The 24,824-nt window shown below is 67.4% G+C and carries 25 protein-coding genes; 10 read left to right on the forward strand and 15 right to left on the reverse strand.

What is annotated here, in order from left to right; translation table 11 throughout:
• Positions 1-8 precede the first annotated feature (8 nt).
• Both ASG20_RS17040 and ASG20_RS17045 read left to right on the forward strand, forming a co-directional pair.
• Entirely contained in the window at positions 9-2,756 is a 2,748-nt protein-coding gene (locus ASG20_RS17040) for a hypothetical protein (protein ID WP_056055625.1), read from the forward strand.
• 2 nt (positions 2,757-2,758) lie between these two features.
• A complete protein-coding gene (locus tag ASG20_RS17045) occupies positions 2,759-3,190 on the forward strand; it encodes a flagellar basal body protein (protein ID WP_056055628.1) in 432 nt (143 codons plus the stop codon).
• A gap of 302 nt (positions 3,191-3,492) precedes the next feature.
• Here ASG20_RS17045 and ASG20_RS17050 read toward each other — a convergent pair whose 3' ends face one another.
• The 7 genes from ASG20_RS17050 to ASG20_RS17080 form a co-directional block, all read right to left on the reverse strand.
• Entirely contained in the window at positions 3,493-4,668 is a 1,176-nt protein-coding gene (locus tag ASG20_RS17050; protein ID WP_056055631.1) for a helix-turn-helix domain-containing protein, read from the reverse strand.
• Positions 4,669-4,795: 127 nt separating this feature from the next.
• Entirely contained in the window at positions 4,796-5,311 is a 516-nt protein-coding gene (locus tag ASG20_RS17055) for a hypothetical protein (protein ID WP_056055635.1), read from the reverse strand.
• A gap of 125 nt (positions 5,312-5,436) precedes the next feature.
• Positions 5,437-6,324 (reverse strand): RNA polymerase subunit sigma-70, encoded by an 888-nt coding sequence (locus ASG20_RS17060; RefSeq protein WP_056055638.1) that lies wholly within the window; start codon positions 6,322-6,324, stop codon positions 5,437-5,439.
• Positions 6,325-6,437: 113 nt separating this feature from the next.
• Positions 6,438-7,442: a hypothetical protein gene (locus ASG20_RS17065; protein WP_056055641.1), complete on the reverse strand. Its 1,005-nt coding sequence runs from the start codon at positions 7,440-7,442 to the stop codon at positions 6,438-6,440.
• On the reverse strand, positions 7,439-7,915 hold the full coding sequence (locus ASG20_RS17070; protein ID WP_056055644.1) for a hypothetical protein: 477 nt from the start codon (positions 7,913-7,915) through the stop codon (positions 7,439-7,441). Before ASG20_RS17070 ends, ASG20_RS17065 begins: the two co-directional genes overlap by 4 nt.
• A complete protein-coding gene (gene fliI, locus ASG20_RS17075) occupies positions 7,912-9,285 on the reverse strand; it encodes a flagellar protein export ATPase FliI (protein WP_056056057.1) in 1,374 nt (457 codons plus the stop codon). The genes ASG20_RS17070 and fliI overlap by 4 nt, the downstream gene beginning before the upstream one ends.
• A gap of 10 nt (positions 9,286-9,295) precedes the next feature.
• Positions 9,296-9,700: a flagellar biosynthesis repressor FlbT gene (locus ASG20_RS17080; protein WP_056056059.1), complete on the reverse strand. Its 405-nt coding sequence runs from the start codon at positions 9,698-9,700 to the stop codon at positions 9,296-9,298.
• A gap of 252 nt (positions 9,701-9,952) precedes the next feature.
• Here ASG20_RS17080 and ASG20_RS17085 point away from each other — a divergent pair, with 252 nt between their 5' ends.
• The 3 genes from ASG20_RS17085 to ASG20_RS17095 are packed head-to-tail and all read left to right on the forward strand — an operon-like array spanning position 9,953 to position 14,309.
• On the forward strand, positions 9,953-11,257 hold the full coding sequence (locus ASG20_RS17085; RefSeq protein ID WP_082471036.1) for a flagellar hook protein FlgE: 1,305 nt from the start codon (positions 9,953-9,955) through the stop codon (positions 11,255-11,257).
• Between the two features lie 36 nt (positions 11,258-11,293).
• Positions 11,294-13,387 carry a flagellar hook-associated protein FlgK gene (gene flgK, locus ASG20_RS17090; RefSeq protein ID WP_056055647.1) on the forward strand — a complete coding sequence of 698 codons (2,094 nt, stop codon included), beginning with the start codon at positions 11,294-11,296 and terminating at the stop codon, positions 13,385-13,387.
• A 13-nt stretch (positions 13,388-13,400) separates the two neighbouring features.
• Positions 13,401-14,309 (forward strand): flagellin, encoded by a 909-nt coding sequence (locus ASG20_RS17095; protein WP_056055650.1) that lies wholly within the window; start codon positions 13,401-13,403, stop codon positions 14,307-14,309.
• A 566-nt stretch (positions 14,310-14,875) separates the two neighbouring features.
• On the opposite strand, the gene ASG20_RS17100 is transcribed toward ASG20_RS17095, so the two are convergent.
• Positions 14,876-16,654: a hypothetical protein gene (locus tag ASG20_RS17100; RefSeq protein ID WP_056055653.1), complete on the reverse strand. Its 1,779-nt coding sequence runs from the start codon at positions 16,652-16,654 to the stop codon at positions 14,876-14,878.
• Positions 16,651-16,911, reverse strand: a complete 261-nt coding sequence (locus ASG20_RS17105) for a hypothetical protein (RefSeq protein ID WP_056055655.1) — start codon at positions 16,909-16,911, stop codon at positions 16,651-16,653. The genes ASG20_RS17100 and ASG20_RS17105 overlap by 4 nt, the downstream gene beginning before the upstream one ends.
• 112 nt (positions 16,912-17,023) lie before the next feature.
• Here ASG20_RS17105 and ASG20_RS17110 point away from each other — a divergent pair, with 112 nt between their 5' ends.
• A complete protein-coding gene (locus ASG20_RS17110; RefSeq protein WP_056055657.1) occupies positions 17,024-17,437 on the forward strand; it encodes a hypothetical protein in 414 nt (137 codons plus the stop codon).
• Between the two features lie 63 nt (positions 17,438-17,500).
• Here the strand turns inward: ASG20_RS17110 and ASG20_RS17115 are convergent, their stop codons facing one another.
• The 6 genes from ASG20_RS17115 to ASG20_RS17140 form a co-directional block, all read right to left on the reverse strand.
• Entirely contained in the window at positions 17,501-17,890 is a 390-nt protein-coding gene (locus ASG20_RS17115; protein WP_056055659.1) for a hypothetical protein, read from the reverse strand.
• 283 nt (positions 17,891-18,173) lie between these two features.
• Positions 18,174-19,055 carry a flagellin gene (locus ASG20_RS17120; RefSeq protein ID WP_056055662.1) on the reverse strand — a complete coding sequence of 294 codons (882 nt, stop codon included), beginning with the start codon at positions 19,053-19,055 and terminating at the stop codon, positions 18,174-18,176.
• A 170-nt stretch (positions 19,056-19,225) separates the two neighbouring features.
• The gene (flgH, locus tag ASG20_RS17125) at positions 19,226-20,008 is read right to left on the reverse strand and encodes a flagellar basal body L-ring protein FlgH (protein WP_156364402.1); all 783 of its coding nucleotides are present in this window, start codon (positions 20,006-20,008) and stop codon (positions 19,226-19,228) included.
• A 67-nt stretch (positions 20,009-20,075) separates the two neighbouring features.
• On the reverse strand, positions 20,076-20,540 hold the full coding sequence (flgA, locus tag ASG20_RS17130; RefSeq protein WP_231420811.1) for a flagellar basal body P-ring formation chaperone FlgA: 465 nt from the start codon (positions 20,538-20,540) through the stop codon (positions 20,076-20,078).
• Positions 20,537-21,325, reverse strand: a complete 789-nt coding sequence (gene flgG / locus ASG20_RS17135; RefSeq protein WP_056055665.1) for a flagellar basal-body rod protein FlgG — start codon at positions 21,323-21,325, stop codon at positions 20,537-20,539. The genes flgA and flgG overlap by 4 nt, the downstream gene beginning before the upstream one ends.
• 42 nt (positions 21,326-21,367) lie before the next feature.
• Complete coding sequence (locus ASG20_RS17140; RefSeq protein WP_056055666.1) at positions 21,368-22,111, reverse strand: flagellar hook-basal body complex protein; 744 nt, start codon at positions 22,109-22,111, stop codon at positions 21,368-21,370.
• A gap of 93 nt (positions 22,112-22,204) precedes the next feature.
• Between ASG20_RS17140 and ASG20_RS17145 the strand changes: the two genes are divergently transcribed.
• The 4 genes from ASG20_RS17145 to ASG20_RS17160 are packed head-to-tail and all read left to right on the forward strand — an operon-like array spanning position 22,205 to position 24,802.
• Complete coding sequence (locus ASG20_RS17145; RefSeq protein ID WP_330218688.1) at positions 22,205-22,837, forward strand: flagellar basal body-associated FliL family protein; 633 nt, start codon at positions 22,205-22,207, stop codon at positions 22,835-22,837.
• Positions 22,834-23,856, forward strand: coding sequence for a flagellar motor switch protein FliM (fliM, locus tag ASG20_RS17150; RefSeq protein WP_056055669.1), 1,023 nt, complete (start codon positions 22,834-22,836; stop codon positions 23,854-23,856). The genes ASG20_RS17145 and fliM overlap by 4 nt, the downstream gene beginning before the upstream one ends.
• Positions 23,853-24,221 (forward strand): DUF6468 domain-containing protein, encoded by a 369-nt coding sequence (locus tag ASG20_RS17155; RefSeq protein ID WP_056055672.1) that lies wholly within the window; start codon positions 23,853-23,855, stop codon positions 24,219-24,221. The genes fliM and ASG20_RS17155 overlap by 4 nt, the downstream gene beginning before the upstream one ends.
• Entirely contained in the window at positions 24,218-24,802 is a 585-nt protein-coding gene (locus ASG20_RS17160) for a MotE family protein (protein ID WP_056055677.1), read from the forward strand. The genes ASG20_RS17155 and ASG20_RS17160 overlap by 4 nt, the downstream gene beginning before the upstream one ends.
• The last annotated feature ends 22 nt before the right edge of the window (positions 24,803-24,824 follow it).

Genomic DNA, 24,824 nt, shown 5'->3' on the forward strand with positions numbered 1-24,824 from the left:
AGGAAGACATGAGCAATTTCTCGAATGGCCTGATCGGTCTCAGCGTGTTGACGGGCAGCGATGCCTTTACGGCCTTTGCCGCGTCCAACGCGGCGACGCCGATCGAAACCAAGGCGCAGCGCAAGGCGAAGGCGGCGTTCACCACGCCCGTCACGACGCCGCCCTGGAAGCAGAAGGCCTCGACGCTCAGCGACTCCTCGCAGGTGTCGCTGATCAAGAGCATGAAGACGATCATCGACAAGGCGAGCAGCAGCAGCGCCACCGTGCCCGGCGACGTGCAGACGACCTTCGTCGCGTACAAGGCGCTCGATCGCCTGCGCCTGCTCGCCGAAAGCGCGGCCAAGGACACCACCGCGTCGAGCGAACGCACCAATCTGGAAAAGGCCTTCGCCAAGGGGTTGGCCGATCTCAAGACCTATCTGGGATCGGCGCCGTCGGACAAGATGGACCTGTCGTTCGGCAGCCTCGCACGGCAGGCGCAGACCGTCGGCGTCAAGGCGGCGTCATCGCTGAGCACCGCGACGATCGTCGGGACCGGCGTCAACGACACGCGCACCGCGCCGCTGGCGGGGATGACCGGCAAGGAAATCCTGCGTATCGACCTGTCGCAGCCGGGCGTATCGGACAGCGTCACGGTCGATCTGTCGGGGACGCCGCAGCCGCCGACGCTCGACAGCGTCGCCGACGCGATCAATGCGAAGATCGCCGCGGTGCCAAAGCGCGATGCGAGCGGCAATGCGGTGCTCGACGACACCGGCAACCCGGTGCCGCGCTGGCCCTCGGTCAAGTTCGTCCCCGCCAAGACCGGCGAGAAATGGACGCTGTCGCTCGAGCGGGCCGGCTTCGAGACGGTGTCGATCGACCAGGTCGGCGCGAGCGATGCGCTGATGGTCGCGAGCGGCGTCACCGAACCCGATACCCCGACCAATACGCGCATATCGCGGTTCGACGATCTGACGACCGACCCGACGCGCAAGACGCTCGGGACGATCAGCGCGGTCGATCGGGCGGCGACCGCGCGGCAGGAGGTCGTCGCCTCGACCGATACGACCGGCAAGGCGAAGGCGACGACGATTTCGGCGGCGGCCAATGCACAGGCGATCGCGACCGACGCGAACGGTTTCAGCTACGTCGTCGGCACGACTGCAGGCGATATCGGCGGTAATCTGTCGCACGGTGCCGACGATCTGTTCCTGACCAAGGTCGACAGCGAAGGCAGCGTCGTCTGGCAACGCAATCTGGGCGCGGCCGGTTCGGCGCAGGGCGCGGCCGTCACGATCGCGCCCGACGGCGGAATCGTCGTGGCGGGGACCGTGACGGGTGGGTTCGACGGCGCCAACAGCGACGGCGACATGATGGTCGCGCGCTATGACGCGTCGGGCGGCGAGACGTTCTCGACTCTGGTCCGCTCGCTCGGCGCGCAATCCGCGACGGCGGTGGCGGTCGGCGCGGATGGTTCGATCTATATCGGCGGCCAGACCGAGGCGAACGGCGGCGATGCGTATCTCGCGCGGCTGGACGCGACCGGCACGCTGAAGGAGACCCGCACGATCGGTGGCGCCGGTGCGGACTCGGTCAAGGCGCTGGCGATTTCGGGCGACGGACAGGTGCTCGCGCTGACCAGCGAAAGCGGTCAGGCGACCCTCCACAAGCTCGACGCCGGATCGCTGGCGACGGACATCGCAACGCTCGGCCTGGGCAGGGCGGATGCGCGCGCTATCGCGGTGGCGGCGGACGGCACGATCGCGGTCGGTGGCGCGACCGATGCCGCGCTGTCGGGCACGCAGGCGAACGCCGGCGGGGCGGGGCGCGATGGCTTCGTCGCGCGGATCGACGCAGGGTTGTCGGGTGCGGCGATCACCTATGTCGCGACGGCGGGCGAGGATCAGGTCGACAGCGTCGCGTTCCTCGGCGGGGAAATCTACGCCGGCGGCCGCACCAACGGGATGCTCGGCGCCGCGAAGACCGGGACCACCGACGGCTTCGTCGCGCGGATCGACGCATCGACCGGCGCGATCGGGACGACCAGCCAGTTCGGCGTGATCGGCGCCAAGACCGAGTCGGTGCGCGTGTCGGCTATCGCCGGCGGCGACACCGTACTCGGCGCGATCGGCTTGCACCGGGGCACGCTGACGCCGAGCGATTCGGTGACGCTCGAGGCACAGACCAGCCTGCGCGCCGGGGACGAGTTCTCCGTGCGGATCAACGGCGGTGCGCTGCGCAAGATCGTGATCGGCGACGACGATACGCTGTCTACGCTCGCCGACCGGGTCCGGCAGCTGGTCGGGACGAAGGTCGCGAGCGTCACTACGCCGCTGAAAGGCGTCGGTCGCAATCTCCGCATCGACCTGAAACCGGGTAACGAGATCGAATTCGTCGCAGGGACGGCGGGCAAGGATGCGCTCGCCAAGCTCGGTCTCGACGCGCGGCGGATCTCGAGCCCGGCATCGATTCCCGACGATGCGCCGAAAGTCAGGCCCGGCGGTGCGTTCGCATTGGGGCTGAACGAGGCGCTCCGGCTCGATACGAAGACCGAGGCGGCCAACGCGCTGTCGCGGATCACGCAGGCGATCTCGTTCGCGCAGTCCGCGTATCGATCGCTTTATTGGGACGATACCAAGGCGTTGCTCGCCGACACCGGCGTGTCGAACGGGCGCAAGCCGGGCTCGACCGCGATCGAGCAGGCACAACTCGGCAATTATCAGGCCGCGCTGACCCGGTTGTCGGGCGGTTCGTCAAGCTACACGGGATTCTAGACATGGGCGTTCCCTCGATCCTCGCCGGCATGACGCGCGAGATGAAGCATCTGGCGGACCGTCAGCGCGTCATCGCGCAGAACATCGCCAATTCGGAGACGCCGGGCTTCAAGGCGCGCGACGTCGCGGCGCCCGATTTCTCCGAACTGCTCGCGCAACAGACCGGCGGGCGCAGCGGCAGCCCGAGCGTTGCGCGTCCGCGCGTGATGCTGACAGGGGCTATGAGCGCGCTGGGTGCGCGCGCGCCTCGAGGTAGCGGGGGCATCCAGCTCGATCACGACGTCAGCGAAACCAAACCCGACGGCAACAACGTGACGGTCGAGGATCAACTACTGAAGATGGGGCAGATTCAGGCCGACTTCACCGCGATGACCAATCTCTATCGCAAGCAACAGTCGCTGCTGAAGACCGCACTGGGCCGTAGCGGCGGCTGAGCTGTGGCTTGAGCCGGTCTGCACTCGGCTTGTATCTACAAATACGATCTAACTCCGCCGTGCCGTGCTCTTCGGCTAGGCTGAGGAGAGCCTTGTTCCGACATCCAAGGACGCGTTGCGTCGATCGGTATTCGGCGAAGAGTGGCTCAGAAACTAGTCTGGGCTTTAAACAAGGGTCGGGCCGCGTTCGATCGTCAGTCCTCTCCTCCTTGTTCTCCCGCGAAGGCGGGAGCCCAGTCTGGGTCCCCGCCTTCGCGGGGAAACACTCTGCCGTTTGTTCGACGAGTTAGCGCCGAGCCGTCCTAGACGTGATACGCCGCGATCACCGCGACGGCATCGGCGGGGGCGAGCGTGTCGAGCGCGACCGAGTCCGCCGGATCGAGGCCGTGCGCGGTCATCGCACCCCTCGGATCCAGCGAGACCGCCATCAGGCGGTGGCCTTCGCCCGATTTGACGAGCGCGATGCCGCCAGCCTGCGGATAGCGGTCCGGATCGACGATCACCGTCGCGTGTCCGGGCAGTCCGCTGCCGAGCGGGGCGCGGCCGACGCGGAGGCCGAATGCGCGCGGCCCGGCGAAACTGGGCAGTTCGACGGTTGCGCCGGTCGGCTGCATCGCGATCGCGCCGTCGGCCAGCGGCACGCCGTAGACCGTCGCGAGCCGGACCGACGCGCCGACCGTCTGACCAGATGGCAATGCACTCCGGACGCTGGCCGGCGCGACGGGCGCGGAAATGCGTTCGGCGTGGGCAAGCTCTTGACGGAGCGCGGCGATGCGTTGGCGGGTCCGCGCCCTGCGATCCTCGGGACCGCCGATTTCGTGCAGGAACTGGTCGAGCGCACCGCAGGCGTGCATCTGGTCGAGATGCGCGCGCAACGCGGTCTCGTCGGCGACGTGGAAGAACCGGCACAGCGAGGCGACCGTCGGTGCGCCCCAGCGAAGCAGGCCCTTCTGTGCGTTTTCGAGCCGCGACAGGATCACCGGCGCGATCCCGAAGTCGGAATCGATCACTGCGGGCGATAGCGTCGGGTCGCCGGCGCGCGTGGCGCGGATCGCCGCGGCCAGCGCGACCGCGGTCTCCGCTTCGCGCTGGTCGTCGAGCACCGCCGTATCGGCGAACGGGGCAAACCAGGTTTCGAGGTCGAACTGCGGCGATTGCACGTCGATCAGCAGATCTTCGGGCTCGACGTCCAGCGTTCCCGCGATCCGGACAAGCTCGATCGCGCGCGGGAAGACCTCGCCACGCTCGATTTTCGACAGGCGGATATACGGGATTTCGGGGATCGACCCGGCAAAGGCGAGGAGCTTGGGATGGCCGCGCTTCAGGCGATGTTCGCGCACGCGATTGGGGAACACGACCGAACGATAGCGGTCGGCCACGATAACGCTGCCGCCGGTTCCGCCATTCGCCAAGACGCCGGCAGCCAACGGCTTCGAATGGCCCTTACGCGGCCGATCCTGCCGAGTGAGGACGGTCACTCACGCTGCTCCACTGCTCAATTCCCCTATACGTCATGTTCCTATCAAGAATTACGGATCGATGACAACGGAAACACAGCGGTATAGGATGTATCGGAGCCGGATATCGGACCGGTCGAGTGTCGGATCAGTTGAGTGGGGCGTAAAGACAGTCGGCGGCCATCAGCGTCCAGATGCTGTCGGGTGCTGGCGGAATGATGGCGACCGCCGTACCGCGCCGATCAGCGGCAGCGATCAGCGCGCTTGAGTCGCGCGGTGGCCGCCCCGTCATCAGGACCACACCCGTCCCGTCGGTGACGATACAGGAGAAGGCGGCGCCGTGGCGTGCCGTCCGGATCGCGGCCAGTCGAGCGAACAATACGATGGAGGCGCGCTCGAGCGTGGCCACGGCGGGACCCAGAAGATGATCCGGACGAGCGCAGCGCGGATCGCGGTAGGGGACGAGGGTCTCGTCCCACAATGTAAGGACAAGCGCGCCCTCGCTGGTGTGGGCCGGTAACGCCAGCGTCAACAGGACCGCACCCTGGCACTGCATCAATCCCGATCCGATCAACGCAATATCGCGGGCGGCACCGATCAGGCGTTCGTCGATGTCGGATGGACTGTCGGTGGCCAGCAAATCCGTCATATCGTGCACCGGCATCTGAACCTCCCGTAAACCTTGTTCTATTTTAGGAGGGTTTAGGATGCCTGTGGCGCGGATAACACAAACTATCTTGGGCATGCGGAAAAAGCGGGGCCGGCGCGCTGTCACCGGCCAGCGTCAGATTACAGCGCGACCGACCCGATAGATTCGCGGCGGGGGCGTGCTGGAACGGGCGTCGACAGCGCTGCGGCGAACCGTGGCGTGCGATCCGCCATTTCGGCGATCGCCGCGGTGGCGCGCTTGGCGACCTGGCGAGTCCGCTCGCGGACCGCCTCGTCGTCGATCCGGGCATCCTGCTCGGCATCCTCGGACAGGCGGCGTTCGATCGCCTCGCGGTGGAGCGCGATCTTGGCTTCCAGCGCGGCGAGGTCCGACGGATCGATCGGATGGACGGACGAGCGCAGGCGCGGCCCGGCGATCTCGCGTGCACGCTCCGGAGTCGCCTTGCGGGCGCGACGTGCGAGCTGATCGGTGCCGACGTCGCGCAGGTGATCGACGTAATCCTCGATCAGCTTGGTCCGCGTGAGCGTCGCCATGTGCGCTGATGCGCCCGATTCGGTCAGCTCCACCGCATTTTCGTCCATGATCATCGTCTCGAGCGTCATATCCTCGCCATCGGCGTTCGACATCACGGCATGGAGCGACACGGTCGCGGCCGAGACCTTCTTCGCCGAGGGGCGCTGATCGGTCATCAGGCGGAAGCGGAGGCCCTGGAGCTCGCCGCGAAGCTGCCAGTTCACGAAGGTCGTGAATTGCGCCTTGGTCGGGTCATAGCCCTGGATCGCACGGTGCACGCCGATCGCGCAGCACTGCTCGGCGTCCTCCCAATGCGAGACCAGCCCGTATTGGCGAATGAAGTGGCGGATACGCGGGGCGATGAGCTTCAGGATCCCGGCAAAGGCGCGGTCACCATACACGCGCTGGCGGTTGGTCATCGCTGCGCCATCGGCCGGTGTGTTTTCGATAACGATTGCGACGGCGGCCTCTAGCGCGGCGGTGATCTTCGACATTGGTAGTCCCCAAACCTCGGTCGCTACAGCGCTTCCGAACAATCTCCTTTTGGGGTCAATTAGTTAACATCCTGTATCTCCCATATAGGATGTAATTGGATTGTACGGAATCGTCAGCCGGAAATGTTTGCGAACTGCTGCGGACGGATTTTGCGGTCCATGAAATCGAGCAGCCAGTTGCGATGCGCGACCGTGGCGTCGCCGGTCGAGGCGATTCGACGGCTACTGTCGCCGGCGCCGATCTGGGCATTGAGCAGCGTATGCGCGCGCGATTCGGACAGCCCGCCGTCGCGGACGAACCGCACCGCGTCGCCCAATCCGAGATGGTGGCCGAGATACGCGAGACGCGCGGTTGCGCCGACCTCGCCGTGCGCCGAAACGCCCGCGCGATCGAGTCCGTCGAGATTGCGCCGGGCGAAGTCGGCGATGCCGTTGATCGCCGCGGTCGGATCGTAGCGCAGCGACAGCACCGTCGCCCGCGCGCTCGCGAGCACCTTGCCGTTCTCGCCGAGCAAGCCATTGGCGCGCGCGAATCCGTTCAGCCAGGTTCCGCCGGTTTCGGCCATGCCTTCCCAGGTCCGGCTGAGGAATTGACCGAGGCCAGCGGCGCTCGATCGTGGATTGCGCGAATAGGTCTGCCAGGTTCCGTCGCGCGCCTTGCCGGCTTCGGCATCGACGATCGCGGCCAGTGCCGCTGCCGGAATACCGGTGCGCGCCGCAGCGGCCTGCAAGGTCGGCGCGTGCCGGGCATTGCGCCCGAGTCCGTCCACCGCAGCTACCCCCGTATGCGGGGCCGAATCGATTGCAGGACGATGTAGAGCGGGACCCAGGTCGGCGGTTGCAAAGCGGGCGCGAACCTCCGCGGCTCCGGCGACCGGATCTGGCGTCGTCGCAGGAACCTTGGCTTCCGGCATCAGCAGCGCGATCAGCGAATCGAGCGAGGTCGGCGACGATGCGTCGCGTGCCGTCACCGAGGCGGAGTCGTCGTGCGATCCGGTCCCCGATCCGCCGAGTGCGGCCTGCCAGAGATGCTTCGCCATCTCGGCTTGTGCGGCACCATAGATGATCGCGGCCCGGCGATCGCGCGGGACGCTCGCCAGACCTGTCGGATCGATCACGGCGTGGGCGTCTGGTTGGTCAGAGCGGCGCGCGCGTTCGCGACATGGGCCGCAAATCTGCGGCCGCGCCGTGACGCGGGACGGGCCGCGGTGAGGTCGTCGAGCATCGCCTGTTCTGCGGCGGCGAGACTGCGGGCCTCGGCCTCGCGGTGCGCGCCGACGGCACCTTCGATCGCGGTGCGCGAGCCATAGACCTCGACCGCCTTGCGACGCAGCGACTCGAGATGCAGGTGTGCGGCGGCGCGGTGCTCGGCGAGTTGGCGACGATGGTCGCGGGCGCGGACGAAGTAGCGATCGGTGGTCAGGCGGGGTTCGCCGAACGCGACGAGACCTTCGCGGATCATCGCGTTTTCGACCGCGATATGCGCTTTTTCGATCCGCTCGAGCTCGTCGATCGCAAGGCCGATCGCGGCCCGGACCGCGTCGAGCTTGCGTTCGACTACGCGCAACGCGGTATCGTAAGGCGTCGTCATGCTGCCATCTCCAGCGTGGGTTCAGGGCGCGCGTCCGCCGTCGCTGCAGGCTCGACAGCCAGCAACTCGGCCAGGATCGCGAAGGTCTGTGCGGCGTTCGCCTGATCCTGCTTGCCCTGCGTCAGCAGCGCCTCGATCTGCGGCGCGAGGCGGATCGCCTCGTCGACTTCGGGGCTCGACCCAGGCTTGTACGCGCCGAGCCGGACCATTTCCTCCATGTCGCCATAGGTCGACAGGATGCGGCGCGCAGCGAGGCGGATGTCGTTCTCGTCGGGCGTGTGGCAGCGCGGCAAGGTGCGCGAGACCGACTTGAGCAGGTCGATCGCCGGATAGCGGCCGCGCTCGGCGATTTTCCGCGTGATCACGACATGGCCGTCGAGGATACCGCGTACCGCATCCGCCACGGGTTCGTTGTGATCGTCGCCATCGACGAGGACGGTGAACAGACCCGTGATCGTACCCTGACCGGGAAGACCCGGCCCCGCGCGTTCGAGCAACCGCGGCAGTTCGGCGAAGACGGTCGGGGTATAGCCCTTGGTCGCGGGGGGTTCGCCCGAAGCCAGACCGATCTCGCGCTGCGCCATCGCGAACCGCGTGACCGAATCCATCAGGCACAACACCTTGAGACCCTGGTCGCGGAAATGTTCGGCGATCGCGAGCGTCGTCCAGGCGGCCTGGCGGCGCATCAGCGCGGGCTCGTCCGAGGTCGCGACGACCACCACGCTGCGCGCGAGACCGGCGGCGCCGAGATCGTCCTCGACGAATTCCTGCACCTCGCGGCCGCGCTCGCCGATCAGCCCGATCACCGCGACGTCGCAGTCGGTCCAGCGGGCCAGCATCGACAGCAACACCGACTTGCCGACGCCCGACCCGGCGAACAACCCAAGCCGCTGGCCCTCGCAGAGCGGCGCGAAGACATCGAGCGCACGCACGCCGGTCTCGACCTTGGCACCGACGCGCGCGCGCCCGGCGGCGGGCGGGGGCGTCGCGCGGATCGGCCGCGGTACCAGCCCGGTGGGCAACCCACCCTTGCCGTCGACCGGGCGACCGAGGCCATCGACCATCCGGCCGAGCCAGGCGGCGCAGGGGCGGATCGCGAACTCACCTGCGGCGACGACCGCGCGGGCGCCCGCCGCGACACCCTGCGGGTCGCCGAACGGCAGGCACAAGGCGCGGCCATTTTCGAGCCCGGTGACTTCGGCGTCGATCGTGCCGGTGCGGATGGCGATGCGGATCCGCGAGCCGATCTGCGCGGCGTTGCCAAGCCCGTCGACTTCGATCAGCGCCCCGCGTGCGGCGACGACGGTGCCGTAGCGCTCGTCGAACGGCATCTCCGCCAGGGTGGCGGTCGCCGCCGCAAGGACCTGCATCGTCCGCATCTCAGGCGGCGCGGCCGGCGAGGCGATCGAACGCCGCGGTCTCATAGTCGATCAGCCGGCGGCAGATGCCGAGCGCGCGATAATATTCGGCGGTAGCGACGCAGTGCGCGAATTCGAGGCACAGCATGCGCGCCGCCGCGGTTTCGAACGCCGACAGTAGTTCGCCGAGCAGCACGACGATGCGATCCTGATGCGCGTCGCGTGCCGTATCGTCGATATAGGCCATCATACAGGCGAGATAGAGCCGCCGGGCGGGCGTGGTCGCCTCGTCCGGCGCCATGATCTCGCGACCGCGGAGCAGCGCGACCTGGTTCTCGACGATCAGCTCCACGCGACCGTTGGCGCGGAGCACCGCGCCGTTGACGATCATCTTTTCCCCGTCCCGCAAGGTTATCCGCAACGTCATCCAACCACCCTTCATGTGTCTGGATCGTTATAGGATGGATTAACGAAGTCCGGTCGCGACCCGGCAAGATTTGCCGCCTTGCGATCCAGGGGCACGTCCCCGCGATGCTGCGTCGCCGGCATCCTCACGACCGGCATCTTCACGAAACCCGCGCGCTCCCGACCGGCGATGCGTGGACGCCCCTATAAAGTGACGAGAAGGGGCGCGTATCCGCCCACCCTGTCGTCGATGTTCGCTTGGAGACGTATTCGCATGAGCCTGTATTCAGCCCTGTTTTCCGGCGTGTCCGGCCTGTCCGCCGAAGCCAGCGCGATGGCCGCGGTCGCGGACAACATCACCAACGTGAACACGGTCGGCTACAAGGCCGTCGAAACCCAGTTCAGCACGCTCGTCGGCGACGGCCGCGCCTCGAACAGCTACACCGCGGGCGGCGTGACCGCGCAGCCCAAGGCGCTGATCTCGAACCAGGGCCTGTTGCAGGCGTCGAGCAACGCAACCGATCTCGGCATCGAGGGGCAGGGGTTCTTCATCACGCGGTCGAGCAGCGACGCGAAAAGCGGCGTGTCGCTGACCCGGTCGGGCTCGTTCTCGCCGGACAAGGACGGCTTCCTCAAGAACACGTCGGGTCAGTATCTGCAGGGCTGGCGGCTCGATACCAACGGTGCCTACGTCAACACGGGCAGTGTCAACGCGCTCGAACCGATTCGCGTCAGCGACCTGACCGGTACCGCCGCCGCGACGAGCAAGATCGAGATGCGGGCGAATTTCCAGTCGACCACGGCGGCCTATACGGGCGCCTACACCGCGGGCGACATGGCCAACGGTACCGTAGCGGAGCCGAGCTTCTCGCGGTCGGTCGACGTCTACGACCAGCAGGGCGGCGCACACCGTGTCGCGCTGAGTGCGATCAAGACCGGCCCGAACAGCTGGAAGGCCGAAATCTACGCGCAGCCCGCGACCGACGTGACCGCGGCCAACGGCCTGCTCGCCAGCGGCGACATCAAGTTCAACGCCGACGGCAGCCTCGATCGCGCGAACAGTTCGCCAGCGCTGTTCTCGTCGGTCACGCCGACCTGGACGAACGCGGCGGGTGCCGATCCGATCAAACTGTCCCTGGGGACCGACGGCAAGGTCGACGGGCTGACTCAGTTCGGCACCCCGTCCTCGCTGGTATCCTCGTCGGTCGATGGCGGTATTCTCGGCAACGTCGCGTCGGTGTCGGTGTCGAACCAGGGTGTCGTCAGCGCGACCTTCGACGACGGCCGCACGCGGGCGATCTTCCAGCTGCCGGTCGCGACGGTGCCCAATCCGAACGGCCTGACGCGCATCAGCGGCAACGGCTATAGCGCCTCCAGCGTGTCGGGTGCCTATGCGATCAACGCACCGGGGTCGCTCGGCGCGGGCAACATCAAGGGCTTCGCCCTGGAGGCCTCGACCGCCGACCTGGCGCAGGAGTTCACCAACATGATCCGCTTCCAGCGTGCCTATAGCGCGTCGTCGAAGATCATCACGACGGTCGACGACATGCTCCAGGAAGCAAGCAACCTGAAGCGATAAGCCCGACTAGCACCCGGCTCAACAAAGGTACTGCGCGTGTCGCTCAGCGAAATCCTGTCTTCCGCCCTGTCCGGCCTGAATGCCACGCAGGCGGCCATGCGGACGGTGTCCAACAACATCGCCAATGTGAACACCGCGGGATACGCACGCGAAAAGGTGTCGCTGACGACCAGCGTCACCGCGGGCCGGGTCACCGGCGTCGTGGTCGGCGAACCGAGCCGCGTCGCCGACAAGTATCTGGAGACCACCGTCTACGCGCGATCGGGCGATGCCGGTCGCGCGGAGGTGGTCTCGACCTATCTGGATCGGTTGCAGTCGGTGCTGGGTGCGTCGGATTCGGATTCGGGCATCTCGGCGCGGCTGAATGCGGTCGCATCGGCGGCGACCGCGATGACCGGCAGCGCGGGCGGTCCGCAGACCAGCGCGGCGTTCGTCGGATCGGTCGCCGATGCGGTCGGCACGATCCAGCAGCTCGGCACGGACGTCTCGGCGATCCGGTCGGACGTCGAAGGCGAGGTCGGCTATTCGGTCGACCGCGCCAACACGCTGTTGCGCAATATCTACGACTTGAACGATTCGGTCGCGCGGCTCGAGGGGCTCGGGCGGAGTTCGGCCGGCGTCGCCGACCAGCGCACCAGCGCGATCCAGGAATTGAGCGGCCTCATCGGCGTGAACGCGCGCGAACAGTCCGATGGCCGCGTGACGATCGAAACGACCACCGGCGTCCAGCTGGTCGACCGGCGGCTGCGTCAATTGTCCTATGCGGACAGTGGTGCCGGATCCTCGCAGCCGATCTATGCGCCGATCGAGGTGCGGTTTGCCGCAGCCGACGGCTCGCCCGGCGCCACGACCGGCGAGAAGATCGACAGCCCGTCGATCGGCGGCAAGCTCGGTGGTCTGCTCGACCTGCGCGATCATCAGCTTCCGGGGTTTTCGGATCAGGTCGCGGACGTGTTCGCGGGGATGGCACAGGTGCTCAACACCGCGTCGAACGCGGGCACCGCGGTGCCGCCGCCCGCGACGCTGGAAGGGCGCGCGACGGCGTTGACCGGCAGCGACCGGCTTGGCTTCACCGGCGCGGCGACGTTCGCGGTGACCAAGAGCGACGGTACGCTGGTGGCCAAGACCAAAATCGATTTCTCTGCACTCGGGGCGAACGCGACCGTCGACGACGCGGTCGCGGCGATCAATGCGGGCCTGGGCAGCGCGGGTACCGCGAGCTTCGTCGGTGGCAAGCTGACGATCGCGGCGAGCGCGAGCGGTAACGGCGTCGCGATCGGCCAGGATGCGACGAGCCCGAGCGCCCGCGCGGGGATCGGGTTCTCGCAATATTTCGGCCTGAACGACGTCGTTCGCAGCGACACGGCGATGCTCGCGCCGTCGGGCTTCAAGTCGGGCGACGCGCATGGTTTCGCCGCGGGCCAGTCGGCGGACCTCGCATTGCGCGATACGTCCGGGCGAGTGCTGGCGCGGTATACGCTGGGCGCGACCGGCTCGACCTTCGGCGATCTCGTCACCAATCTGAATGCGAGCCCGCTCGCCGGCTATGGCAGTTTCGCGATGGACGATGCGGGGCGGATCAGGTTCTCGCCGACCGCCAGCAATGCAGGGGCTGCCTTGTCGGTGGTCTCGGATACGACCGATCGCGCGGGCACGGGCCGCAGCCTGTCCGAGATCACCGGGCTGGGCGGTGCGACCGCTAGCCTTGCTGGTGCCGAGGTGCGCCGCGATATCGTCGCCGATCCGAGCCGCCTTCCGCTCGCCCGTCTCCAGGACGTTGCGGTCGGGGCGAAGGCACTCGGCGCGGGCGATCGTCGCGGCGCGTCGGGGTTTGCCGATGCTACCGAAGCGGTCGTCGATCTCGGCAGGAACGGCGTGACGTCGGTGTCGCGGCTGACCGCGAGCGTGCTCGGCAATGCCGCCACCGCCGCGTCGCGCGCGCAGACCATGCAGACGACCACGACGACGCGCCGCGACGACGCGGTCGCCAGCCGCGACAATTTCTCGGGCGTCAGCATCGACGAGGAACTCGGCCAGATGGTCGTGCTCCAGAACAGCTATTCGGCCGCAGCCCGCGTGATGAGTACCGCCTCGGCGATGTACGACACGCTGCTGGCCATGGTGAGATAAGAAGGATGAACCGATGATCCGCGTCGCCACCGTTCCGTTCCAGAACACCCTGTCGCAGGCTATCCAGCGTGCGCAGAGCAAGCTGGCCGCGACCCAGACCCAGCTCAACACCGGCAAGAAGGCGTCGACTTTGGCGGGGCTTGGCACCGATGCGGCGCGGACTCTGTCGGCACGTACCGTACTCGCCCGCCAGGAATCGCAATCGGCATCGGCGACGCGGCTCGGGACGACCTTGTCGTTGTACGATGCCAACATCACGTCGATCGATACCGGCGCAACCGATCTCCGCCAGAGCATCCTGACCGCGATCGGCACCGGGAGCGGGGCGGGGCTCCAGGCCTCGATCGACAGCGCGTTCGGGCAGTTCAGGACCGCGCTGAATGCGACCGACGGCAGCGGACCGCTGTTCGGCGGCTCGCAGACCGGCGACGTGCCGTTCAAGCCCGCGACGCTTGCCGACACGATCGGCGCCACCCCCGCGACCGCGTTCGCCAACGACCTGGTCCGTGCCTCGGCCCGCGTCGCCGAAGGCACCGACCTGACGTACGGCGTCGTCGCCAGCGATCTCGGCAGCACGATGCTCGCGGCGTTCCGGACGTTGGCGGAGGCGGGCACGATCGGCGACAAGATGACCGCGGCGCAAAAGGATGCGCTCGGCACCGCGGTCAACCAGATCGCGACCGCGCTGACCGGCGTACGCGCGGTGAACGCCGAGAATGGCCGCAAGCAGTCGCAGGTCGAGACGCTGGCGACGCGCGGCGAAGAGCGCGCGACGCTGCTCAAGGACTCCATCTCGCGCGTCGAGGACGCCGATTTCGGCCAGATCTCGACCGATCTCGCTCAGCAGCAGAGCGTGCTGAAGGCGAGCTATTCGGTGTTCGGCCAGCTGACCAGCATGAGCCTGGTCGACTATCTGAAATAGGGCGGGCCAAGGTCACAGGGGCTAAATTCCGATCCTCCCCCGCCAGGGGGAGGTGGCAGGCGTCAGCTTGACGGAGGGGGAGGGATGCGGCGACTATCGTTTCGCGTGCCGCCCCCTCCGTCGCCTTTAACGCCACCTCTTCCTGGCGGGAGAGGATTTTGAGGCGGCCGACATTTAGTTTGGGGCGCCGGTTCAGCTTACTTTCCCGGGATGCCGGACCCTTGGGTTTTGCTCAGGGAGCCTGATTTCGGCCTCCACGGTGTCCCAAACCGACAGACGTCGGATCGCGGAACTGTGGACCCCCGAACCAGTCGACGGCTACCATTTTCGGCCAAGTAGACTTGTTTCCCCGCGAAGGCGGGGATCCAGACTGGGCTCCCGCCTTCGCGGGAGAACAGGGAAGGGCGTGGTGCCATACGACCGCGGACTCGTACTCGTTCGAGGGGGACAGGAACCGAGCCAGTCCGGGGCGACGGAATGATTTTGAGGCCGTCACGCCCTCACCCGCTACATATCGATCCGTCTCGGTATGGCACGGCCGCTGGCACTTAGGCGCGCCTTCCGTATCAGCCCGCCTTCGTCGGATGGCTCATCGCCGCGCTGCCCTGATCGAGCAGGTCGCCGAATGCGCCCGCGGGGCTGGCGGCGGGGAGGGCGGCCATCGCGTTGCTGAGCGTCGCCGGATCGATCGAGCCCGACTGCGCAGTCAGCGTCGCGAACGCCGAGCCGGTCGGCAGCGTTTCGAACGCGCGGCCATACCGGCTGCGCAGCGCGGCAAGTTCGGATTCGCGGCCGAGCATCGCCAGCGCGATCGCCTGCCGCAGGACGATCGCCTGGCCGACTTCGCTCAACGCGCTGCGACCCACGCCGGGCAGCGATTTCGGCAAGGCCTGCTCGCCGACCGCGGCAAGACGCGCCCAGTCGTGCGCACGCCAATACAACTCGGCGGTCAGCGCACCGCCGCCGGGGACATCCTCGACGGTCGCCAGCGCCTCGGCGGATTTGCCGAGCAGTTGCAGCGCGGCGGCCTCGACCCGGCGCCGATCGGCCAGGGTATCGGGCGGATAGGCGAGGATGTCGGTACCCCGCAGCGTGCGGATCGCCGCGTCGGGTGTGCCGGCGAGGATCTGCAGGCTGGCGATGCGGACGGTCAGCGGACCGCGCTCGACGTCGCTGGCCTGCGTGTCGAGGCGGTGGTCGAGCAGATCGGCGGCGCGACCGTAAAGCCCCGCGGCCTGGAGCCTGTTCACGAGGTTTTCGACGAGCTGGTTGCCGACCGGGCCGGCGGGCGCGATGTCGCGATAGTCCCAGAACATCCCGGCGGCCTGGACCAGCGACAGCGCCGAGCCGGGCGCGAGCGCCTGCGCGAGTTGCGTCTGGAGCTGTGCCACGAGCGGGCCGGAGGCCGCGCCGAGATCGAAATAGCGGAACAGCGTCGCGCCGCTCGCGAGCATGCGACCGGTATCGTGCGTGGCGGTCGCGAGGCGGACCGACAGCTCGAGAGCGCGACGTTCGATCCGGTCGCCGCGCCAGGTGAACAGCAGCGTCTCGAGCTGGCGGGTCGCTTCGCCGACCGGCAGCGTGTGCGACGCGACGCCGTTCTCGATCGTCGCCAGCCGGGCATCGGCTTGCTCGACGTCATCGCCGCTCAGAATGACGCGGTCGAGACGAAGCCGCGCCGGCTGCATCTGGCCGAGCAGCGCATACGCCTTGCCGCGCAGCAGATTGGCGGCGGGATCGTCGTCGGGCACCGCGTTCAGCCACGCCATTGCAGGTGAGGCGCGGCCCAGATCCACCGCCGCACTCCCAGCGGCGATGACGAACGGGCGGCGGGCAGCCGACGTCCGGCCTGCGAGCGCGGGCATGGCGCAGCGCAACTGGCCAAGCGCCTCGGCGGCGCGATATGAGTCCGCGAGCGTGCGCATCCGCCATAGACAGGCTTCCGAATCGCCGAGCAGCGTGTCGTCGCCGAGCATCGTCAGCGCTTCGCTGGTGTGCCGGGCCATCGCGGCTGCAACGCCGCGCGCGCGCATCCACGCGGGGACGAGCGCGAGATCTGGATCGTCGGCGCGCATCACGTCGAGCACGCCGATCGCCTCCGCAGCTAGGCCGCGTGCGATCAGGCTGGTCGCATAATCCCATCGCAGCGCCTGCCGGGTGGCGGGCGTCGCCGCGGCGAGCGAAGCCCAGGCGGCCTCGTCGCGCTTGGCCGACCAGGCGGCGGCGCCTGTCGGCAAGGGCCGCTCGGCCAGCGCTGCCGCGAAACCAGGCAGGCGCGCGGGGGCAAGAGTCGTTTTGGGAGATGCGCTGACGAGCGCGGCGGCTCCGATCAGGAGACCGATCACGCGAAGAACACCGCGACGGCCGCACCGCCGGCACCACATCCCAGCACGAACAACAGCGCCAGGATCATGCCGGCACGGCTGGACATCGCCGACGACAGCGCGCCGGATGTCGCGACGGGCACCGGGGCCGGCGACGCGGCGCCTGTTCCTGCGGCGGTGCCGTCGATGACGATCGGCGGCGTGTCGCCGCGACGCCGGGACTGCGCGCCGCTGGCGTCGAGCAGTCGGACCTTTCCGGGTTTCTGATCTTGGCTCATGGCGTAAACGTCCCTTATCTTCATCCAATTATAGGATGTCGGAGCTACCGAGGGGCGTCGTCCCGCGCGAAACATGCTGTTGGCGGGCTATGCGTTGCGAGTAGGAATTTCGATGGCTGCGTTCCGTTCCCTTCTGCACATCGCGGCGGCCGCCGTGGCGATCGTCGCGGCAACCGGCTCGTCGGCGTCGGAAGGCGAGTCGCAGCCGGCGATGGACGCGACGTTCGTGGCGATGCCCGAACTGGTCGTGCCGATCATCGACGGCGATCGCGCGGATGGCCGGCTCAAGATCAAGATCGTGCTGAGGGCGGCGGATGTCACGGCGGCGGCGCGGCTCAAGGCCGCGATTCCGAGCCTCCGGGAAAGCGCGCTGGCGTCGGCGAGCGAGTTCGCGCGGCTTCGCGCCTCGCCCTACAAGCCGGTCGATGTCGCGCGATTGGCGCAGGACATGACGCGTGTGCTGCGCGGGCGGAACCCCGATGTCGCAAGCGTGCTGGTGGTCGAAGTATCGGCCCGCCCCGCCTGAGCCGTTCGGCGTAGGCGGGCGGTCGAGGTTGTGGTCGAAGCCACGGCCGAAGCCGAGGCCGAGTTACTCGGCGATGCGGACGGCGCGGGAAAGCTCCGCTGCGACCCGTGTATTCCAGGTACGCAGGAACGGCGGCGGCCGGACGGCGCCGATCGCCACGGTGGCGGCCCGCGGTTTGATCTCGGCGGTCGGTACGGAAATTGCCGGTACGGAAATCGCGGCGCCAACCGAGTCGCAGCTCAGCGTAACGAGGTCGCATCCCGCCACCGACGGTTGCAGCAGGAGCAACAGGCACTCCGCGATTTCGGGATCCTCGCGCGGGCCGATCATCTCGACGACGGTCTCGGGCGTCATGTCCGGATAGGTCATCGCCTTGGTCGCCGCGGAGTCCCACAGCGCCGACGCGTCGTCGATGTTCAGCTGGCACCGCAGCTCATATAGCGCGTTGCTCACGATCGATCCGATCCGTAAGCCGGATGCCTGTATTGTACCGTCACGTTTGAACCCTTGCTTGTACGCGTATGTCACTAGAAATACTCGATGTTGTTCGAGATATGGGGCAAAATGGGTTTGACGGAAATTAGGTAGTTATACGTAATACGATTTTAATGTCGGGTTGTGACGTTCGGGTAACACAATGAAACGTTACGAAAAAACCGGGACCGACTTTCGCCGATCCCGGTTCCCGGTAGCCCGCCGACGGTTTGGGGGTGCCGACGAGGCGCCCGCTCCCGTTTTACCGGAAGAGCGACGTGATGGTCTGCGGCGCCTGGTTGGCGATCGACAGAGCCTGCACGCCAAGCTGCTGCTTGACCTGCAATGCCTGAAGCTTCGCCGATTCCTTGGCCAGATCCGCATCGACGAGATTGCCGATGCCGCTTTCGATGGTGTCCGACAGCTTGCTGGTGAACGTCGTCTGGGCGTCGATCTTGCGCGATGCCGAACCCAGATCGCTGAGCTTGCCGTTAAGCGACTTGCTCAGTGTATCGAGGGTATCGACCATCTTCTTGGACGTTGCCGAATCGGTCAGCTCCGAGTTCTGGCCGAGGGTGCCGGTACCGGCGCCGGTCGACTGAGTCTCGGTCGTCGCCAGATCCAGACCCTGGTTGGCAATCGACAACGTGTCGGGGGTGTACGACGTGCCGCTGCCCGTTGCGGTATTCGACAGCGACTGAAGTGCGCTGACTGCGCCACCGCTGCTCTTCAGCAGGTTGGTGCCGTTGAACTCGGACGAGTTGACGATCGTGGTGATCTGATCGCGAAGGGCCTTGAAGTCCTTGTTGTAAGCAGAGCGCGTATCGGTCGAGATGCCGTCATCCGACGCCTGCTTGGCAAGCGTCTTCATCTGGTTGACCACGTCCGAGATCTGCTCTGCCCCTGCGACAGCCACGTCGGTAACGCTCTTCGCCCGGCTGAGCGACGAGCTGACCGCCTTCAGACCGCCCAGATCGCCACGAAGGCCCTGTGCGATGGTGAAAGCTGCCGAATCGTCCTTGGTCGAGCTGACGTTCAGGCCGCTGTTGATGCGGTTCTGAACGGTGGCGAGACCCTTGCTGGTCGCGTTGAGAGCCTGGAGGGCTGCCATTGCGCCAGAGTTGGTGTTGACGGACAATGCCATGATGATTTCCTTCTGGAATAAATACGCTGGCTTCTGCCGACGTGGACCGGTTCGCCGATCCTCGACAGCCTCGGTGCGAGGCCGGTTCTTTATTCTGGGAAGAAATTCGGGAGTTCGGTCGGGCTTGTCGGAAATTTGGTGGTTAACGAAAGGTTAGCCACCGCGCGGGTTCAGAACGGGAACAGCGCGTCGTAGATCTGCTGGCCCCAACGGGCCTGCTGCGCACTGCTGAGCTGGCCACGGCCGCCATAGCTGATCTGGGCCTCGGCGATCTGGGTATGGCGAATACTGTCGTCGCGGGCGATATCCTGCGGTCGGACGATACCGGTCACGATCAGTTCGCGCAGTTCGTAGTTCACGCGAATCTGCTGCCGGCCGCGGATCACCAGATTGCCGTTGGGCAGCACATCGGTGACCATCGCCGACATCGTCATGTTGATCGTCTCGCTGCGGCTGATGTTGCCGCTGCCGTTGAACTTCGAGGCCGAGTCGCCCGCCACCAGCTTGGCCGGATCGACCGACCCCGGCAGGATTTTCGCGAGCGGAGCCTGGAGCCCGAGCAACGCCGACAGGCCCGCGGACTCGGACCCGCCCTGGCTGCGCGCGGTGGTGTTGCCGACCACCGCCTTGTCGGCGACGTTGATCCGCACCGTCAGGATGTCGCCCGCGCGCGAGGCGCGCTGATCGCCGAGGAACGCGCCCGCGCCGGCGCGGAACAGCGAGGCGTTGGGGGCGGATGTCGCCACTGCCGCCGTCCGTCCGCCGATCATGCGCGGCGTCGATCGGCCGAGCGAATCCTCGATCGGCGGGCTGTCGACGGGCAGCGCTTCGGTAAAGGTCGGCGCCTTGCCGACTTCCTTGAGGCGTCCGACCGCGCCGCAACCGGACAATGTCGTGACCGCGAGCGTCAGGCCGGCAAGCGTCAGCACGGGTTTCAGAATAGGGGAAAACATGGAGGTCTCCGGAAGAAAGCTCGGCAGGAAAGGGCGGCGGCTCAGAGCAGTCGATTAGGGCCGTCGATCAGGGTAGGGGGACGTGCACGGCCCCGGAGCCCTCGACGGTGGCGTCGAACGTGCGGTTGGTCGATTGCGCGACGACGCGGACGAGATCGCCCATCCCGCCCGCCGACAGCGCACGGCCGGTCGTGGCAATGACGAGCCCGCGACTGCGCAGGTTGATCGTCACCGGATCGCCGCGTCGGACGAGCCGCGGCGCGACCACGTCGCCCGCGCGCACCACCGCGCCGGCGACGAGATTGCGTGCCGCCTCGCGGCCAGCGGCGACATCGGGTGCGATCGCACCGATCGCGTAGCCGGGGGGACGGGGCTGCGCCTCGAAGTCGGTGGCGGCGAGGATGTCGCCGCGCGCGACGGCGTGCGACAGGACCGAGGTCGCGACCGGCTCGGCCGCGGCCATGACCGGAACCGCGAGGCCGAGGCCGGCGAGCGCGACGATCGTTGCGGTGCGGAAGCGCATGGCGATCATCGCATCTGGCTGGAGGTCGCCAGCATCTCGTCCGCGGTCTTCACGACGCGGCTGTTCATCTCATACGCACGCTGCGCGGTGATCAGAGCGGTGATCTCCGAGACCGGGTTGACGTTCGAGGCCTCGACGAACCCCTGCATGGTAGTGCCGAAGCCCGGATCGCCCGGCGCGGCAATCGTCGCGGTGCCCGAGGCCGAGGTCTCGGTGAAGACGTTGCCGCCCTGCGCCTCGAGACCGGCTTCGTTGATGAACGTCGCGAGCTGGAGCTGACCGACGGTCTGCATCTCGGCGGCACCGGCGACCTTGATCTGGACCAGCCCGGTCTTCGAGATCGCTACGTCGACCGCGTCGGCCGGGATCGTGATCCCCGGCTCGACCGCGTTGCCGTCGGCGGTCACCAGCTCGCCCTGGTCGGACAGCTGGAACGAGCCGTCGCGCGTGTAGCCGGTCTCGCCACTTGGCAATCGCATCTGGAAATAGCCACGGCCCTGGATCGCGACATCGTAGCGGTTGCTGGTCTGGTTCGGTGCACCCTGTTCGGTGATCCGGTAGACGCTGCCGGTCTTGACGCCCGAGCCGATCTGGATCCCGGTCGGAATCTTCGCGGTGCCGCTGCTGTCGGTCGAGGAGCCGGCGCGCGTTTCCTGCTGATAGAGCAAGTCCTGGAACGCCGCGCGCTGGCGCTTGAACCCGGTGGTGTTCATGTTGGCGATGTTGTTCGAGATGACGTCGACGTTGGTCTGCTGTGCCAGCATCCCGGTGCTGGCGATCGAAAGAGTGCGCATCGCGTGGTCCTTTGCTGAAATTGGCGTTGATTAAGGGGAAGGTCAGCCGAGCTTCGACAGGCGGTCGATCGCGCGTTTGCGCATGTCGTCCATGTCCTGCGAGATCTTCATGCTGGTCTGGTAGGCGCGCAGGATGTCGACCATCGAGGTGGTCTCGACGATCGGCTCGACGTTCGATCCCTCGATACCGCCGGTCCGCAGCTTGGTCTCGTTGGCGGCCAGTTCGCGCCCCCCGGTGGCGGTCATCAGGCCGTCGCCGCGCGGGGTGACGCCGCGCTCGTCGTCGAACACGGTCACCGCAATCCGGCCGACCGGGCCGGCCTTGCCCATGACCGAGCCATCGTTGCCGATCGAGAGCGTCGGCAGATCCTCGGGCGTGACCGCGATCGGCTTGCCGCCCTCGCCGAGAATACGCTGGCCGCCCGCATTGGTCAGCTCGCCGGCCTCGTTGACCTTGACGAAGCCTGCGCGCGTGAAGGCGGTGCCGCCGTCGGGGGCCTCGACCGAGAGATAGCCGGGGCCGTCGATCATCAGGTCGAGCGGGTTGCCGGTCGACTGGAACGCGCCGGCGCTGGTGTCGTGCATCGCGCCCATGTCGAGCACGAACGAGGTCGTCCGCGTGATGTCGGGCGTGCTCTCCTTCTGCTGCTCGACGAATTCGCGGAACACCGGGCGTTCGCGCTTGAACCCGGCGGTGCTCATGTTCGCCATGTTGTTGGCAGCGACGTCCAGGCGGCGACGCAGCGCCTGCTCCTGGCTCAGCAATATAAAGGAGGAGATGTCCATCGGGGCCTGGTCCAAATTTTCCGCATTATCGGCGCCGGTAGGCAAATTCTGCCTGCCGTCTCTCCTATAATAGGTTGGTACGAGGGGTGCCGGTTGGCGCTTCCCCTCGAAATCGCGAGCACCGGCAGCGCCGGGACCAAGGGGACGACGATCGTGGCGACTAAGGAAACGGCGCAGGACATTGGTGACGACACCGATGGCAATGCGGGCGAGGGTGACGCCGTCGCCGCGGCAACCAAACCCAAGCGCGGCAAGAAGAAGATGATCGTGCTCGCAGCGGTCGGCGGCGTGCTGCTGCTCGGCGGTGGCGGCGCGGGCTATATGATGCTCGGCGGCAAGCCGGCGGCGGCGCATGATGGCGCCGCAGCCGAGACCGAAACTGCCGACAGCGAGGGTTCGGGCGAGGGCGGCGGGCATGAGGCGGCGGCGCCGCTCGATGTCCCGCCGATGCTGGTCAACCTGCGCTCGGCCGATGGTGCTCCGCATTTCCTCAAGGTCCACGTCATGCTCGTCCCCGGCGCGAAATCGAACGTCGAGGCGCTGAAGACCGACCTGCCGGTGCTGCTCGATGCGTATCAGCCGTTTTTGCGCGAACTGCGCCCCGAGGACCTGTCCGGGTCCGCGGCGGTGTTCCGGATCAAGGAAGAATTGCTGATCCGTGCGCGCACGACGATCGGCGCAGACAAGGTGAAGGACGTCCTCGTGCAGGATCTGGTGCAGCAATGAGCGACGATTTCGAAGACCTCGAAGACTTTTCGCTGCCCGATCCGCCGACCGCGGAGCTTGGCGGCGCGGCGTTCGACCAGGCCGGCATCGACGCGTTGTTCGGCACGTCGGGTGGCCCCGAGAAACCCCGCAGCGGCCTCAAGGCGGTCATCGAATCCGATGTCATCAGCTATGAGCGGCTGCCGATGCTGGAAGTCGTGTACGACCGGCTGGTCCGCACCTTCGCGACGTCGATGCGCAACCTGACCTCGGACGCGATCGACGTCAGCCTCGAGGACATGAGCTCGATCCGGTTCGGCGATTTCGTCAACCGGCTCGCGCTGCCGGCGATGATCGGCGTGTTCCGGGTCGAGGAATGGCGCAACTACGGCCTCATTACGGTCGAGCCGAGCCTGATCTATTCGGTGGTCGATGCGCTGCTCGGCGGACGCCAGAGCGGCAACCGGTCGATGATCGACGGGCGCGCGTTCACCGGAATCGAAGTCGGGCTGGTGTCGCGGATGCTCGAACTCGCGCTCGCCGATCTCAGTGCGGCGCTGCAACCGATCGTCGCGACGACGATGAAGCTCGAGCGGATCGAGACCAGCCCGCGCTTCGCCTCGATCGCCGGACCGACCAACATCTGTACCGCAGCGACGCTGCGCGTCGACATGGACGGCCGCGGCGGCTGTTTCAGCGTGCTGTTGCCGTATGCGACGATCGAGTCGGTCCGCTACCGGTTCGGCCAGCGCTTCATGGGTGATACCGATGGCCCGGAAAACGTCTGGGGCGCGCACATGGCCGCCGAACTGCGCAAGACCGAGGTCGCGGTCGACGTGGTGCTCGGCGAGGCGACGATGAGCTTGGGTGATGTCCGGTCGCTGCAGGTCGGCCGCACGATCGCGCTCGGCACGCGGCCCGACGATCTGCTCGGGATCCAGGTCGGCGGGGTTTCGCTCGGCAGCGCGCAGATCGGCCAACGTCGCAACAATATCGCGGTCCGTCTCGCGACCGATATCGTCAGGGGAGCAGGCGCATGAACTTTTCGACGGTCGCGAACATCGCGACGATCATCCTGTGCGCCGCGGTCCTGGTGCAGAGCGTGCGGATGATGCGGTCGCTGAAGGCGGTCCGCGGTGGCGCGATCGCCGATGTGGTCGAGGCGCTCGACCGCTCGACCGGGCAGGCGCGCATGGTTCTGTCCGAACTGCGCGATGCGCTGGGCGAATGCGCCCACAGCGCGCGCGCGGTGTCCGACGGCAAGGCGATCGCCGACGAACTGACCGTGATGATCGGGATCGCCAACGCGTCCGCCGATCGCATGGCGGACGCCGCCGATGCGGCGCGTCGTCAGCAGACCGCGGACTATGGCGCCGCGGATCACAACGCGGGGGGCTGGGCATGATCGGACGTCCTTCGTTGTTGATGCTGACCGCGGCGTCGGCGGCGGTGGCGATGGTCGGCAATGCCGTCGGGCTGGCGGCGATGCCGAGCGGCGCGCAGGCGGCGGGATCACCGGCCAGCTCGCGACTGGGCGTGGCGATCGCCGACGATCTCGGCGCGCGCGACCAGGCGGCGGTGCGGCGTGGTCGCGCACTCGACATGCGCGAGCAGGCGGTCCGCGCGACCGAAGCGCGGCTCAAGGCGGACGCCGGCAGCCGGCAGGACGCGGCGGCGGCGGCACCCGCCCAGCCGAGTTCGCCGGGCGCGCCCGCCGGGGCGACGCCGCCGACGGATCAATATGACGATCTGGCGCGGATCTATCAGGCGATGAAGCCCGCCTCGGCGGCGCTGGTCCTCGAACAGCTCGATCTCGACGTGCAGATGCGGGTCGCGCAACGCATGCGCGAGCGCTCGACCGCGCTGGTACTGGCGGCGATGACGCCGCGCGGCGCAGCGGCGCTGACGATGGCGCTGGCACGGCGCGACGCGCGGCGTCCGCCGAGCGCGGTCAGGCCTGCGGGGGCGGCGTTGTCGAAGCGCTGAACCGCGGTGGCAGACGGATGAC

The organism is Sphingomonas sp. Leaf198 (assembly GCF_001424005.1).
Taxonomy (GTDB): domain Bacteria; phylum Pseudomonadota; class Alphaproteobacteria; order Sphingomonadales; family Sphingomonadaceae; genus Sphingomonas.